The 14,788-nt window shown below is 66.4% G+C and carries 16 protein-coding genes; 8 read left to right on the forward strand and 8 right to left on the reverse strand.

The genetic code is table 11. The features are described from left to right. Window positions 1-41: 41 nt before the first annotated feature. From ribB to twy1, 4 genes are all read right to left on the reverse strand, one after another. Window positions 42-719, reverse strand: a complete 678-nt coding sequence (gene ribB, locus ACOZ4N_RS15060) for a 3,4-dihydroxy-2-butanone-4-phosphate synthase (RefSeq protein WP_424017185.1) — start codon at window positions 717-719, stop codon at window positions 42-44. Further along, on the reverse strand, window positions 703-1,404 hold the full coding sequence (locus tag ACOZ4N_RS15065; protein WP_424017186.1) for a DUF120 domain-containing protein: 702 nt from the start codon (window positions 1,402-1,404) through the stop codon (window positions 703-705). The genes ribB and ACOZ4N_RS15065 overlap by 17 nt, the downstream gene beginning before the upstream one ends. A 144-nt stretch (window positions 1,405-1,548) precedes the next feature. Then, the gene (locus tag ACOZ4N_RS15070) at window positions 1,549-2,148 is read right to left on the reverse strand and encodes a DJ-1/PfpI family protein (RefSeq protein ID WP_424017187.1); all 600 of its coding nucleotides are present in this window, start codon (window positions 2,146-2,148) and stop codon (window positions 1,549-1,551) included. 119 nt (window positions 2,149-2,267) lie between these two features. After that, window positions 2,268-3,233 (reverse strand): 4-demethylwyosine synthase TYW1, encoded by a 966-nt coding sequence (twy1, locus tag ACOZ4N_RS15075; RefSeq protein WP_424017188.1) that lies wholly within the window; start codon window positions 3,231-3,233, stop codon window positions 2,268-2,270. 186 nt (window positions 3,234-3,419) lie between these two features. On the opposite strand from twy1, the gene ACOZ4N_RS15080 reads away from it, so the two are divergent. The 5 genes from ACOZ4N_RS15080 to argS all read left to right on the forward strand — a co-directional run bounded on the left by ACOZ4N_RS15080 (window position 3,420) and on the right by argS (window position 8,515). Then, window positions 3,420-3,962, forward strand: a complete 543-nt coding sequence (locus ACOZ4N_RS15080; protein ID WP_424017189.1) for an HTH domain-containing protein — start codon at window positions 3,420-3,422, stop codon at window positions 3,960-3,962. A gap of 47 nt (window positions 3,963-4,009) precedes the next feature. After that, complete coding sequence (locus tag ACOZ4N_RS15085) at window positions 4,010-4,570, forward strand: HTH domain-containing protein (protein WP_424017190.1); 561 nt, start codon at window positions 4,010-4,012, stop codon at window positions 4,568-4,570. A 147-nt stretch (window positions 4,571-4,717) separates the two neighbouring features. Then, window positions 4,718-5,611, forward strand: a complete 894-nt coding sequence (locus tag ACOZ4N_RS15090) for a twin-arginine translocation signal domain-containing protein (RefSeq protein ID WP_424017191.1) — start codon at window positions 4,718-4,720, stop codon at window positions 5,609-5,611. Between the two features lie 131 nt (window positions 5,612-5,742). Continuing rightward, window positions 5,743-6,651 carry an alpha/beta hydrolase gene (locus ACOZ4N_RS15095; RefSeq protein WP_424017192.1) on the forward strand — a complete coding sequence of 303 codons (909 nt, stop codon included), beginning with the start codon at window positions 5,743-5,745 and terminating at the stop codon, window positions 6,649-6,651. Window positions 6,652-6,757: 106 nt separating this feature from the next. Next, window positions 6,758-8,515, forward strand: coding sequence for an arginine--tRNA ligase (gene argS / locus ACOZ4N_RS15100; protein ID WP_424017193.1), 1,758 nt, complete (start codon window positions 6,758-6,760; stop codon window positions 8,513-8,515). On the opposite strand, the gene ACOZ4N_RS15105 is transcribed toward argS, so the two are convergent. Beyond that, the gene (locus tag ACOZ4N_RS15105; protein WP_281186987.1) at window positions 8,516-8,638 is read right to left on the reverse strand and encodes a hypothetical protein; all 123 of its coding nucleotides are present in this window, start codon (window positions 8,636-8,638) and stop codon (window positions 8,516-8,518) included. An 87-nt stretch (window positions 8,639-8,725) separates the two neighbouring features. Next, entirely contained in the window at window positions 8,726-9,571 is an 846-nt protein-coding gene (locus ACOZ4N_RS15110) for a MinD/ParA family ATP-binding protein (protein ID WP_424017194.1), read from the reverse strand. A 269-nt stretch (window positions 9,572-9,840) separates the two neighbouring features. Here ACOZ4N_RS15110 and prf1 point away from each other — a divergent pair, with 269 nt between their 5' ends. Then, the gene (prf1, locus tag ACOZ4N_RS15115) at window positions 9,841-11,094 is read left to right on the forward strand and encodes a peptide chain release factor aRF-1 (protein ID WP_424017195.1); all 1,254 of its coding nucleotides are present in this window, start codon (window positions 9,841-9,843) and stop codon (window positions 11,092-11,094) included. Between the two features lie 148 nt (window positions 11,095-11,242). Then, complete coding sequence (locus ACOZ4N_RS15120) at window positions 11,243-13,048, forward strand: histidine kinase N-terminal 7TM domain-containing protein (protein WP_424017196.1); 1,806 nt, start codon at window positions 11,243-11,245, stop codon at window positions 13,046-13,048. 52 nt (window positions 13,049-13,100) lie between these two features. Here ACOZ4N_RS15120 and ACOZ4N_RS15125 read toward each other — a convergent pair whose 3' ends face one another. After that, complete coding sequence (locus ACOZ4N_RS15125) at window positions 13,101-13,493, reverse strand: DUF6276 family protein (RefSeq protein WP_424017197.1); 393 nt, start codon at window positions 13,491-13,493, stop codon at window positions 13,101-13,103. Window positions 13,494-13,558: 65 nt separating this feature from the next. Further along, entirely contained in the window at window positions 13,559-14,254 is a 696-nt protein-coding gene (locus tag ACOZ4N_RS15130) for a V-type ATP synthase subunit D (protein ID WP_424017198.1), read from the reverse strand. A 147-nt stretch (window positions 14,255-14,401) separates the two neighbouring features. Between ACOZ4N_RS15130 and ACOZ4N_RS15135 the strand changes: the two genes are divergently transcribed. Continuing rightward, the gene (locus ACOZ4N_RS15135) at window positions 14,402-14,752 is read left to right on the forward strand and encodes a hypothetical protein (RefSeq protein WP_424017199.1); all 351 of its coding nucleotides are present in this window, start codon (window positions 14,402-14,404) and stop codon (window positions 14,750-14,752) included. Window positions 14,753-14,788 lie beyond the last annotated feature (36 nt).

Here is a 14,788-nt window from a genome sequence, read left to right on the forward strand (position 1 = left end):
GGGGCAAGAGCGACGACACGTCTAAAAGGGCGAAAAGCGGCTCAACGAAGGCGTTCGACGATCTCGCTGCCTTCGACGTAGGGGATGTCGTTGCGCTCGCCGTAGGCGCGGGCGGCCGCGGGTGGGAGCGCTTCGCCGGTCTCGTCGTCGAGCATCTCACAGACGACGACGGCGGGTGACTGGTCGGTGGCCGCCGCCAGTGCGACGCCCAGCTCGGTGTGGCCGAGGCGATCCGCCAGCAGGTCCGGCGCGGCGCGCAACAGGTGGACGTGGCCGGGTGCGCGGAACTCCTCGGCGAAATCGGCCGTCTCGGGGTCGCTGGCGGCCCGGGCGAGTTCCGTGATGGTCAGCGCCCGGTCATCGTCGGTGATGCCGGTGAACGTGTCCCGGTGATTCACCGTCAGCGAGAACGAGGAGCGTTCGTCGTAGTCCAGGTCGTGGTCGGCGGCGACGGGGTGGTCGATGACCTCCTGCAGGAAGGGCAGGTCGAAGGCCTCGGCCACCTCGTCGCTCAACGCCGTGCAGATCAGCCCGCCCGCGTCGTTGCGCATGCGGGCGACGGCCTCGGGCGTGACAGCCGCCGCGGGGTACACCAGATCGGTCTCGCCTTCGCGGTCGGCGGCGTCGTGGATCAGGACTGGCTCGCCATCGCGGAAGGCCGCCAGGGCCGCCTCGACGCCGGTCCGGGATTCGGTGTGCATCTTATCGCTCCGTGACATTGATGATGACCTCGTCTTCGTCTTCGAGTCCGATCGCTTCGCGGAGTTTCTCCGGGGCGATCACTTCAAGTTGGTCCTCGTCGTGGTGTGTCCGCTCCGGGGCGATGACGTGGGCCGGCTCGTAGATGGAGTCGCCCACCTCCACGCTCGCGGGGTAACAGAACGCCGGGCCGTAGGTGCGTTCGTCGTCCTCCCAGCCCTCGATGGTGACCGGTTCCAGCGACGCCATCCCGGCGCGGGCCCGGACGCTCTCGTCGGTGAGGTCGACGTTCAGCGTGCCGGCGAAGGGTTCGTAGCCCAGTTTCTCGATGAACTGCTCCATGTAGCCCGGCAGCGAGATGTAGTGGCGGCCTTCGCCCATCCCGCTGGTGACGAAGCCCTGGAGTTCGATGGCCGCGTCGCGCTCGAAGATCCGCCGGTAGTCGGCGTACTCGCGACGGAGGGCCGACTCGCCCGCCGGCGTGATCGTGATCCACTGCCCGTCGCTGACCATCTCCCGCTTGACGTACTCGGCATCGTCGAGCCGCTGGAGTCGGCGTGATGCCGTCTGATTCGACGCGTCGAGGTCGTCGGCCAGCGCCGAACACGACACCTTCTCCTGGCCCTCCAGTGCGCCCTCGAGCGCCAGCAGTTTCAGCGTCGCCAGCTCGTCGTATCCGACCGCACCCTCGCTCGCCTGTGCCATGTCTCACTGTTGGGCGGTCTCGGGGATAAGCGTAACGAATATGGAATGCGTAACGACTCTGGAACGCGAAGAAACGGAAACAGTGTTTCCTGACTCAGCGTTTGGGGCTACCAACGTAAAGCCGTCGTTCCGAAGGCGTTCGGGTCAGGCCGTGTGGACCCGACCCCGTGGCTCGTACTCCATCTCGGTCCGGACGGCCGCCGCGACCTCGGCCCCGAACTCGCGCTCGACGAGGTGGACGGCCAGATCCAGTCCCGAGGTGACGCCACCCGCGGTCAGCACGTCGCCGTCGTCGACTACGCGCGCGTCGACCACCTCGGCCTCGGTCGCCCGGAGGTCCTCCAGCGCGCTCGCGTGCGTGACCGCGGGCCGACCGTCGAGGGCGCCCGCCCTGGCGAGCAACAGTCCACCCGTGCAGACCCCGGCGACCGAGCCGCCGCGTTCGCGGTGTGCGGCGATGGCTTCGGGAACCGCCCCGCGCTCGGCCTCCCGGTACGCGCCCGGGCCGTCCCGGTCGTTCCAGCCACCCCCGGGAACCACGAGCAGGTCCGGGTCCGCCTCGTCCAGCGGACCGTCAACCCCCACGTCGAGCCCGTGACTCGCCGTCACTGGACTGGTGCCTTCGAGGGAACGAAGTGTCGTCTCGCAGTCGGCCCCCGCGTCCGCGGCGTTCTCGAACACCTCGAACGGGCCGATGGCGTCCAGTTCGTCGAAGCCCTCGAACAGCAGGATGGCGATCTCCATGTCACGGCCACGTAGGGGCGATGCAAAAACGCTCCTCTCGGGGAGATCGTCAATTCCCGCGGCTCGCGGGTCGTGCCTCCCCGCTCGCTTGTCCGGGACGCTCGTTGCACTCGCGTCCCTTACTCCCAGAAGTCGCTGTCTTGCTGCAGTTTCGGGACGAGGGTGTTCCGGTCCTCGGCGAGCAGGGCGACCCGTGAGGCCGGCACCTGCTTGAGCACGTCGTGGGGCATGTGTTCCATCACGTCCTCGGCGAACTCGACGACGCGCTCGTGGTCGGGCATCGAGTCCCGATCCAGCCGGCCGCGGGAGTGGCCGACGTGCATGTACGCTTTCAGTTCCACGAAGTCCGGGTCGGCCCGCTGGAACATCGAGGCGTACCACTCGGGGTGGTGCATGTTCAGGCCCTGGATGCACGTCGTCCGCAGGACCGTCCGGGTCTCCTCCTTCCCGGCCAGCACGTCCAGGGTGTCGATCAAGCGCTCCCAGGCGTCGTCCTCGACGGCCTTGACAGTCTCGTCGAAGGTCGCCCGGTCGGCGGCGTCGACGCTGACGTACAGTTGCGTCGGGTCACACTCGGCCAGCACTTCCGGGCGAGTGCCGTTCGAGACGAGGAAGGTCGTGATGTCCCGGTCGTGGAAGGCCTCGATGAGTTCCGGTAGATAGGGGTAGAGCGTCGGTTCGCCGTCGAGGGAAATTGCCACGTGGCGGGGCTCCATCGCCTCCTCGAACATCTCGCGGGGCACCTCGTCGTTGCCGCCGAAACCGCTGAGGAGTTTCGTCTGGAGTTCGATGCTGGCGTCGACGACGGCCTCGGGATCGTCCCACTCGACCTCGTCCATCTCGTAGGCGTGGCCCTGGTGGTCCCGCCAGCAGAAGACACACCGCTCGTTGCACTTCACGACCGGCGTCATCTGGATACATCTGTGGGATTCGATCCCGTAGAAGATCTTCTTGTAACATTTTCCCTCCCCACGGAGCGCGTTCTTGGTCCACCCGCAGGTCTGAGCCGCGGTGTGGTTCTCGCTGTGGTAATCTGGATTCGAGACCTGCTTCGGGCCCCCGCTCCCGGACTCTGAGTCGCTCATGTTGCCCCCACGTTTCGGGTGCGCGGGCAAAAGCATCCGGGTGTCACGTCGGTTCGACGCCCCGATCCACGCTCCGCGTCTGTCTCCAAAAACTCTGACTAGTAATACAAACACGGCAGAAAAGTCCATAGAAGTCTACGACTGTTGTGGGTAAAGACTATTAGTGTTATTTCCCAAAGTCCGTGTATGGCTACCAACGTCGTGAACGAACGCGGCGGCGAGCAGGGAGAGACCGACCGCACGACCGAATCGGAACCGGAGACGGCGGTCGAGGCCGACTGTACGGTGACGCTACACCTGCGGGCCTCGGCACCGGCGGCGGCGACGCGGCGGCAACGGACCGTACTGGACCGGTTGCGGTCGCTCGCGTCCGACGGAGTCGTCCCGGACCTTCGGGTCGAGCGCTGGAGTTCGAAGGTGACCGTCCCCTCCGAGGGTGACGAGAGCGAACAGGGACCGGTCGAGCTGTACGAGGAGTTCGAGACCGCCACCGAGCGCGCGGACGCGCGTCTGGAACCGTTCTTCGAGACCCGCGAGGCCGTCGGTGGCCTGCTCTCGGCGGGACCGCCCACGGATCGGGTCATCGTGTTCCCGGTGGTCTGTCTGACCGTCCGCCGAGACGGCGACCTCACAGGTCTTTACCCCTGCTGGAAGGACGGTGATCACCACAGCGTGGAGGACGGCCTCGAAGCGCTCGCGACGGAACCGGGCGACCCGGAGAACCTCTGAGTGGGTGACTGGATCGTCGGAGCGACTGTGACGGAGAGCCGGAGACCATGACAGCACGCAAATCCGAAGTCGCATCACAGATTCCGGACGGGCCGATGACGGTGACGCTACGACGCCGCTCGGACCCGTCGTCGGTCGCACGACGCCGACAGCAACGCCTCACCGAACGACTGGAGACGGTCGCCGAGGGTGCAAACGGTGACGATCTGGCGGAACTCCGGACCGGCCACTGGAGCGACCGCGTCCGGGTGCCCGCCGCCGAGGGCAGCGCGGCGGTCGAAGCGGTCACCCTCTACGAGGAACTGCGCGCCGCCGTCGACGAGGCGGGCGGCCGCCTCCACCCGTTCTTCCAGGAACACGAGACGCTCGACTCCGTCGAGGCGGCCGATCTGACCGACGGGTCCCGGGACGGCGGCGAACGCGATATCGTGTTCCCGGTGGTCTGTCTCACGATCAGACGGCGCGGCCGGCTCACGGGCGTTTACCCCTGCTGGCTCGACGGTGACCACCACAGCGTGGAGGACGGCCTCGCTCGCCTCGAAGCCGCGACGGACGGCGTTCGACGCCGTACCCCGGCGGTCTCGGGCGACGCCGAGAACCTCTGGTGAGCGGCCGCGCGACATTCCACCCACTCCCGGGCGCACTGAGCGACTCGTCCCGAAGTTGGGTCCGAACCCCAGCCCTGTCTCCACGCCAGAAATAAAAAAATTCCATATAGGATTTGTGTGTATCAATGTGGTGGAGGGGATGGGAACGTGACGCACGACGAGAACGAGCGATCTGGTGGACTGAATCGGCGACAGGTATTGCGAGCGACTGGTGCGACGACTGGCGCCGGGATTCTTGGAGCGACGGCAGTTCAACCCGCCAGTGCGCAGTCGCTCCCGGACGCGGTACAGGAACTGGCCTCGGACTGTCGCAACGACTGGGAGTCAGCGCCCGACGGGTACCCGCGGGTCGACCTCCGGTCCGAGACGCCGACGACCAGTGACCTGCCGTCGGCCCCCGACGAACTGTTGATCTACGCTATCGGCTGGGGTGCAGAGGGTCAGTCGGGGTACGACCAGGCCTACACACTGGAGCGGGCGCTCGAACAGGCCGGCTACGAGCATCCGGTCGTCGCCGCCGAGTGGCAGTCGAGTTCGTTCAACTTCTGGGGGGTCCGGGACAACGCCGACCGCGACGGGACCCGCCTCGCGGACTGGCTGCGGGCGTACCGCGAGGACAACCCCGACACGACCGTCCGGTTGGCGGGGCTGTCGATGGGCGCCCGCGTGCCCATCGCGGCGCTGGACGACCTCGACGGCGACGTATCCGTGGCGTCGGTGTCGCTGTTCGGTGGGACGATCGAACACGACGTGATCTGTTCGGACAGCAAACGGTACGACGCCGACGCCATCGAGCGCACGGCCGACGCGGTGTACAACTACCACTCGACCGAGGACAGTACGACCTGCTCGTTGATCCCGCTGCTGTCCTTCGACGATCTCGTCGGCTGTGAGGGCGTCGACTGCGAGGGGTGGTTCTCGGACGGGTCGCCGCCGGAGAACTGGCACGACGTGGACGTCTCCGACCGCATCGACGGCCACTGCGACTACCAGACACCCGACGAGGGCATCGTGGACCTCGTGGTCGAGGACTTCCGGTAGACGGACCGAGCCGCGAACGGCGCTCGGAACCAGTCCCGGGTCGTCCCGCGGCCAATTCTCCAGACAATTATAAACAACTTAACGTGTGAAGATATGAATACAAACCTGTTAATCCCGTAAATAAACTCGCCATGGGGGATGAACGAACGACGGACAGTAGTGACGACGAACTAACAGACCTGCGTCGGCGGTCGGTACTCCGTGCGACCGGGACGCTGGCTGGCGCGGGCGCGCTGGGGATCGGTGCCACCCAGCCGGCAGCTGCCGATCCGACGCCGCTCGAACTCTCGAACTGCGCGACCGTCTGGGAGAGCGCGCCTGCGGACTTCCCGCGGGTGGACGTGCGGCAGTCCGAGCCGACGACGCGGAACCTGCCGGACGACCCGGACGAGGTCGTCTTCTACTTCATCGGCTGGACCAGCGAGGGCCAGATCGGCGACGATCAGGCGTATACACTCCAGCAGACGCTTCGGTCCAACGGCTACGACCAGCCGGTGGTCACCGTGCAGTGGGAAGCGGAGACGACGCTGTTCTCGACCGGCGAGGACAACGCCGACCGCGACGGCCGGCGGTTCGCCGAGTTCCTGCGCGGGTATCACGAGCGCAACCCGGACACGACGATCAGGCTGGCGGGGCTGTCGCTTGGCGGCCGGCCGCCGCTGGCGACGCTCGACGACCTCGACGGCGACGTGCCCGTCGCCTCGGTGTCGCTGTTCGGCGCGTCGGTCGACAACGACCAGATCTGTGCCGACGACGACGCGGCCTTCGACGCCGACGCCGTCGAGGCGACCGCCCAAGCGGTGTACAACTACCACTCCGAGGAGGACAACACGATCTGCGTGTTCTACGACCTCCAGACTTTCCGGGACGGGATCGGCTGTAGCGGCATCGACTGTGGCGGGTGGTTCTCGGACGGGTCCCCGCCGGAGAACTGGGTCGACGTGGACGTGACCGACGAGATCGACAGCCACTGCAACTACCAGGTGCCCGACGTGGGCGTGGGCGAGCGGATCGCCGCCGACATCCAGTCGACCGGCTGACGCCGCAACACCGCGATCCGGGGCCGTTCGGTTCCGTCCGCGCCACTCCGGTACCGGTCGACTCCGACTCGTTACGCCTATACCCGGCGCTCGAAAACGGGTGGGTATGTTCCTTGCCGCGCGCCGGGAGGTCCAGGACGCCGTCGAGTCCGCACTCGACGCACTCGACCTCCCCACCGACGACCTCGGGATCGAGGAGCCGCCGGACGACGTGGACGCGATTCTCGCATCCAGCGTCGCGTTCCGGCTGGCCGGCGAGGTCGGTGCCGCCCCGCCCGAGGTGGCCGCCGACATCGCCGCGGAGATCGACCCCGCCGACTACGAGTACGTCGGCGACGTGACCACGCAGGGCCCGTACCTCAATTTCCTGCCCAGCGACGCCTACTTCGCGGCGACGCTGGAAGCCGCCCAGGACGACGAGTACGGCCGCCTCGACCCGAAGGGGACCTCGGTGGCCGTCGAACACACCAGCGCCAACCCGACCGGGCCGGTCCACGTCGGCCGGGCGCGCAATCCCATCATCGGCGACGCGCTGGCGAACGTCCTCGATTTCGCCGGCTACGACGTTGATCGGCACTACTACGTCAACGACGCCGGCCGCCAGATGGCCGTGTTCACCTGGGCCTACGAGACGTTCGACGAGAGCGACCTCCCCGAACCGGAACGGGACCGCGCCGAGTACGACATGGTCCGGTACTACCGCCGGGGCAACACCTTCCTCGACGAGGCCCCCGAGGACGAGGTCGAGGCCGCCGAGGCCGAGATCCAGTCGATCATGCAGGGACTGGAGGCGGGCGACGAGGAGACCTACGAGCGGGTCAGCGAGGTCGTCGACACCGTACTGGGCGGGATGCGGGAGTGTCTGGCCCGCCTGCCCGCGGAGTTCGACGAGTTCGTCAAGGAGACCCGCTTCATGCGCAACGGCGCGACCGACGACCTGGTCGACCGGCTCCAGGACCTCGACGAAGCGGTCTACGAGGAAGACGCCTGGCAACTCGATCTCCCCGACATCGACAAGAACCTCGTCTTCCTGCGCTCGGACGGGACCAGCCTCTACGCCACGCGGGACCTGGCCCACCACGAGTGGAAGTTCGACAACTACGACCGCGCCGTGACCGTCCTGGGCGAGGACCACAAACTCCAGGCCGAGCAGGTCCGGACCACCCTCGACCTGCTGGGCCACGACACCGAACCGCTCGATCAGGTCCTCTATTCGTACGTCAACCTCCCGGAGGGGAAGATGAGTACCCGCGAGGGAACCGGGATCGACCTGGACGACCTGCTCGACGAGGCCATCGACCGCGCCCGCGAGGAAGTCGAGGACCGTCTGGAGGATCGGCTCCGCAACGACGACCTCGATCCCGAGGACGTGGAACGGATCGCCCACCAGGTCGGGATCGGTGCGGTCCGGTACGACATCGTCTCGAAACAGCCCGCGAAGGCCATCACCTTCGAGTGGGACCGGGCACTGGACTTCGAGGCCCAGTCCGCGCCCTACGTCCAGTACGTTCACGCGCGCGCCTGCGGGATCCTCGACGAAGCCCGCGAGGCAGGCCACGCGGTCCCCGCCCCGGCCGACCTGGACGCCGACGCGCTGGACACGCCGGAAGCGCGCCAGTTGCTCGCGACCATCGCGCGGTTCCCGGCGGTGATCGAGGACGCGGCCGCGGACCACCATCCACACGTCGTCGCGACGTACACCCGTGAGTTCGCGGAGGCGTTCAACGCCTTCTACCGGGAGTGTCCGGTGCTCGATGCCGACGCCGAGACACGGGACGCACGGCTCGCGCTGGTGGCCGCTGCACGCCACACTGTGGGGAACGCCCTGGGCGTGCTCGGTGTCGCTGCGCCCGAGTCGATGTGACTACACCGGGAGCAGGGTCGGAAGGATTGATCCCCCGGCGAACTGGATCGCCGCGAGACCGAGACCGAGAGCCAACAGCAGGAAGATCAGCACCCAGCTCAGTCGGATCGAGTCGTCTGCCATACCGAGACGTGGCAGGAGGGACGGTTTAGATGTACCGCTTCGAAAGAACGGGCGCGCGGTCCTGACGGGAGTGACGGCCGCGACTGATCAGTTGAACAGGCCGAAGACGCCTTCTTCGTCGTCTTCGTCGTCTTCGTCGTCGCCGTCGCCGCCCTCGCTCTCGTCGAGCGTGTCCTCGTCCGTGTCGGGCGTCGCGCTCGGCTCGAACTCTTGTTCGGGCGTGACGCCGCCCTCGGTGTTTGCCTCGTAGATCTCCTCGAGCGTGGAGGCGAGTCGGCGGTAGGCCTCGGCGGCGTAGCTGTCCGGGTCGTTGATGATCAGCGGTTCGTCCCGGGTCGCGTCCTGGTCCTCCGGGACGACCGCGAGCATCTCCATGTCGAGTTTGTCGGCGACCTCGGAGACGTTGGTGTCGTCGTCGGCTCGGGTCAGCACCGCGCCGACCACGTCGCCGTCGATCCGCTCGGCCAGCTGTGCGGTCTTGATCGTGTCGCCGATAGCGACCTCGTCGGCGGTGGTGACGAGCAAGACGCCGTCTGCCAGCCCCAGCGGGACGGTCGTCTCGTGGCTCAACCCGGCCCCGGTGTCGATGAGGACGATCTCGTAGGCGGTCGAGAGCGCCTTCACGACCTTCCGGAGCTTCGCGGGGTCGGCGTCGGCGAAGGCCTCCAGGTTGCGCTCACCGGGGACCACGGTGATCCCGCCCGGTCCCTCGATGATCGCGTCGCTGACGGCCGCCTTGCCGGCGAGTACCTGATGGAGGCTCGGTGAATGGTCCACGTCGAGCATCGCCCCCAGGTTCGCCATCCCCAGGTCGGCGTCGACCACGACCACGTCGTGGCCGGCGTCCTGGAGCGACACGGCGACGTTGATCGCCGTCGTGGTCTTCCCGACGCCGCCCTTCCCGCCTGCGATTGTGTAGACGTATCCCGTCATACTTCCTGTTAACTTGGTACAGACAAGGGAAACATATAAACCCGTGCGTCTGACGGGCTTTATCCCTCGTCTCCGACCGCGCCCCGCCCGGGACAACGGAACCGCCGCCACCGACACCCGGACGATTGCTAGGTGAATACACGCCCGCAATGGTTGAAAAGCGCCACGGTCCATTTCAATACGTGATCATGTGAAGGTATGTGACGAACTCCCGTGGACGGCCCGCCCGGTCAACAGTTACTTACCGCCCATTCGGCTATACAGGAGTAATGAGTAGCTCCGAGCAGGATCAGACGGACAAACAAAAATACGAGTTCAAGAAGGTCATCGAGGACCTGCGGGAGTACGAGGGCTCGGGGACGCAGTTGGTCACCATCTACATCCCCGAGGATCGACAGATCAGTTCCGTCGTCGAACACGTCACCCAGGAACACAGCGAGGCGTCCAACATCAAGTCCAAGCAGACCCGGACGGCCGTCCAGGACGCGCTGACCTCGATCAAGGACCGCCTGCGCTACTACGACGTGTATCCGCCCGACAACGGCATGGTCATCTTCTCCGGGGCCATCGACACCGGTGGCGGCCGCACCGACATGGTGACGAAGGTGCTGGAGTCGCCGCCCCAGCCCATCGAGTCGTTCCGCTATCACTGCGATTCGGATTTCCTCACCGAACCGCTGGAGGAGATGCTCGGCGACAAGGGGCTGTTCGGCCTCATCGTACTGGACCGACGGGAGGCGAACGTCGGCTGGCTCAAGGGCAAACGGGTCGAACCCGTCAAGTCCGCCTCGTCGCTGGTCCCCGGGAAACAGCGCAAAGGCGGCCAGTCCGCACAGCGATTCGCCCGCCTGCGCCTGGAGGCCATCGACAACTTCTACCAGGAGGTCGCCGGGATGGCCGACGACCTGTTCGTCGACCAGCGCCACGAGATGGACGGCATCCTCGTCGGCGGTCCCTCCCCGACCAAAGACGAATTTCTGGACGGCGACTACCTCCACCACGAACTCGGGGACATGGTGCTGGGGAAGTTCGACGTGTCCTACACCGACGAGTCCGGCCTCTACGACCTCGTCGACGCCGCCCAGGACATCCTGGACGAACACGAGGTGATGCAGGACAAATCGGAGATGGAGGAGTTCTTCAAGGAACTCCACGACGGCGACCTCGCCACCTACGGGTTCGAGGCCACCCGCGAGAACCTCGTCATGGGTGCGGTCGACCGCCTGCTCATCTCCGAGGACATGCGCCGGGACGTGATCTCCTACGAGTGTCCCAACGGCCACGAGGAACGCGAGATCGTCGACCGCCGGGAGGACACCCCCGATCACGACTGTTCGCGCTGTGGCGAGACCGTCGACGCCGACGAGGCCGAGCGCGAGGACCTCATCGACCACCTCATGGAGATCGCCAACCAGCGGGGCACCGAGACGAAGTTCATCTCCACCGACTTCGAGAAAGGCGAGCAGTTGTTGAACGCCTTCGGCGGCGTCGCCGGCATCCTCCGGTACGACACGGGCGTGTGAGGGCCGCTCTCTGACCCAGGCGGTCGTTTCGCCCGTGTCCGCCAACCCGACCGCCGAGGACACCCGCGCTCGCCTCTCTGCCCCTCCCGAAAATCACTGACTGAAATCGGGAGAAGAGTACATAACTCTCGACCGATATTATATCTGTATGGCCGTTCTAGCTCGGTCTGCAGTCTCTCTCCTCTACCTGGCCATCCCTCTCACTATTTTCATATTTAATAGTACCATCTCGGCGTGGATCTACCGGACACATTGGGACAAGCCGGGTGCGAAGTGGTTCGTGGCGATGCTGTTGCTCATCGGGGGCCAGTCGCTGTTCACGCTCCTGCAGTCGGCCGCGCCCGGGCAGGCGGTCGCGACCGTGTTCTACCACATCGCGGCGACCGGGTCGGTCCTCAGCATCCCGGCGTTCGCCGTCTTCGTCGCACGCTACACGGGTACCGACTTCCACCGCCGCCGCCACTGGCGGGCGGTCCTGGTCGTGACCGTCGTCGCGTACGTGGCGCTCGTCCTGACGTCCCCGTTGCACGACCTCATCGTCGCGGAGGCGACGCTGTACGCCGAGCCGGTCCAGTATCTCGGGGTCCAGAACGGGCTCGCGGAGCCACTCCTCGGGACGCCCCTGGCCGTCCTCTGGTGGTACAGCGTGTACGTACTCGCGAAGCACCTCCTCTCGACCGCGGAGGGGTCGGGGACGCAACTCCTCCTCCTCGCCCTCGGTCTCGTCCCGGCCGTCCTGCTGTACGTCGCCGCGTCGGCCGGGCTGCTCCCGTCGGCGCCGGGATACCGACACGAGATGTGGGGGATGCTCGCGTTCTCGATCTGTACGACCGTCGCGCTGTTCCGGTTCGACCTGCTCGACGTCCAGCCTGTCGCCCGGACCGCCGTCGTCGAGAACCTCAGGGACCCGGTCGTCGTCCTCGACGAGAAGCGGCGCGTCGTCGACCACAATACCGCCAGCGAGGCCCTCTGGCCCGACATCGACTCCGCGGTCGGGCAGCCCCTCGAGACGGCCTGTCCCGATCTGGCCGCCGCGGTCGACCTCGACGACCCGGACCTGGACTCGCCCGAGCATCTCACGCTCGCCGTCGACGGGCAGGAGCGACACTACTCCGTCAACATCTCCCGCGTCGGCGACGCCGGGGACGGCCGCGACTGGCTCTCGCTGCTCCTCCGGGACGTCACCGCCCTGGAACAGTCCCGCTGGCAACTGCGCAAGCAAAACGAGCAACTCGACAAGGTCGCGTCGACTATCTCCCACGACCTCCGGAACCCGATCAACGTCGCCGATGGCTACGCGGAACTCTTGGACGACATCGCCGACGAGGAGATCCCCGACCCCGACGCTGCCGAGCGAGCCAAACAGTACACCGACAAGGTTCAGCGCTCCCACGACCGGATGACCGACATCATCTCGGACATCCTGACCATCGCTCGCGAGGGCAAGACCGTCGATGAGACCGAACCGGTCGCGCTGGACGCCGTCGCACGCGACGCCTGGGCCAACGTCGATACCGACAGTGCGTCCCTCGACATCGCCGACACCCGACGGCTCCGGGCCGACCGGAGCAAACTCCTGACGATCTTCGAGAACCTCTTTCGGAACGCCGTTGAGCATGGCTCAACGAGCCCTCCTTCCCAGGCTCAGGAGGACGCCGTCGAACACGGTCCTGGGGGCGTCACCGTCGAAGTCGGTCCCACCGCCGACGGGTTCTACGTCGAAGACGACGGCCCCGGGATCCCCGACGAACACCGGGCGGACCTCTTCGAGTACGGATACACGACCACCGACGAGGGGACCGGCCTCGGACTCAGTATCGTCGAGACGATGGCCGAATCACACGGCTGGGAGGTCGAACTGGACGCATCCGCGCCGGGTGCCCGCTTCGTCTTCGGCAACGTGGGGGCCGACACAGTCGCCGACTCGTCCGTGAGTACGGCACAGCTCTCCTGACACCGACCGGGAGCGAGTACACTCACCCGTGGAGATCCCAGACCTGACTGCCTCACTCCAGCAACTGCTCCAACTGTTGTCGCCGCCCCTGCAGATCGACGCGGCTGTCGACGCTGCCCGTCGTCGCGAGTCGATCCAGTACCAGCAGTGGATCGGTCCCCGCTTCTTCGACGGCCGCGAACAGCTCGGAAATTTCCGAGCGGTTGAGCGCCAGCGAATCCAGCAGGCCGATTGCGACGGCCATCGGCACTGCGGCCTCGCCCTCGGGGAACGGCTCACCGATCTCCCCGAACGCCGGCGTCGTCGACGGCGGATCGGGGTCCGGTTCCAGCGCGAGACAGGTCGGACAGATCGCCGCGCCCGGCGAGTCCTCCGGGAGGTGTGGCCGCCACTCGTCGGCCACTGGGAACCGCAACAGCGGCGTCTGACAGTGTGGACAGTTCATACGCACAAAACGAGCGGCCACCGGAAAAGACTATCCCGCGACGACCGTCGGCTCCGAGTCGGTGCCTAGTCGTCCGCAGTGACGGCCTCGGCCTCCTCGGCCTCCTGCTCGGCGGCTTCCCGCTCGGCTTTCTCCTCCTCTTCCTTTTTGGCCTTGATCTTTTTCATCCGGAAGATCTCCTCGCGCTCCTGTTCTTCGAGTTTCTGCTCGATGTACTCCTGGTTGGACTTGAGTTCGGGCAGGAGCTTGAACTCCAGGGCGTTGACGCGGCGCTTGGTGGTCTCGATCTCGTCGAGCATCTTCTTCATCGCCGTCTCGACCTCCGCCGCGAGGATGATCGTCTCCAGCAGTTCCTCGTAGGCCTCGGCGGCCTCGTCGATGCGCGCGCTGGTGCCCAGCACGCCGTAGCCCCGCTCGTCGAGGCTCTTACGGACTTTCGAGGACTCGATCTGGGGGACGACCACGCCCATGATGTTCTTGGACTCCGTGGTCAGTTCCGGGTGTTCCTTCAGCGCGGCGGCCGCGCCCCGCACGGCCACGTCGCCCTCCATCGCACGGGCCATGTTGATCTTGCGCTGGGCCTCGTCGTAGTTCTCGTTGAGGTCCGACCGCACGTCCTGGGCCTGATCCAGGATGTCCATGAACTCCATGATGAGGCCGTCGCGCTTTTTCTCCAGCGTGTCGTGGCCCCGCTCGGAGAGTTCGATCCGGTCCTCGATAGCCATGAGGTTCTTCCGGGTCGGTTTGACGTCCTTAGCCATTGGGCGACGGTTACCGGCCCAGGCGGTTAACTCTTTACAGAACCATCCGTACCGCCCTCTCACTTCGGTCCCGGCTACGCCGCCGGACGTTCTCACTGAGTGAGAAGTACTGCCCGATTACAAGATCCGGCACCGAAAAGTGGGCGTATGGACATCGACTGGGGAGACGTGACCGGACTCGTCGTCGTCGGCCTCCTGGTGGTCGCACTGGGACTGACCGTGGCCGGCGTCGAAACGCTCGCCGGCTTCGAGGTGCTCGCGGCCGGCGACACCGCGATCGGCTACCTCGCGGCGGGGAACTTCAGCGGCGGCGTCCTCTCGACCGGCATCTTCTCGGTCGGTATCTTCGCCGCGGGCGTGTTCTCCGTCGGCGTGTTCTCCATCGGCATCTTCTCCATCGGCATCTTCTCGGTCGGCATCTACGCCGCCGGGTTCTACGCCGTCACGCAGTACCGCGCCCGTTCGCTCGGGGACGACGCCGGCTCGTCGGAGCTGTAGCTGCGACTCGGGACCGACAGCGAAAGGAAAAGGCGG

Origin of the sequence: Halorientalis pallida (genome assembly GCF_049605515.1) — an archaeon.
Taxonomy (GTDB): domain Archaea; phylum Halobacteriota; class Halobacteria; order Halobacteriales; family Haloarculaceae; genus Halorientalis; species Halorientalis pallida_A.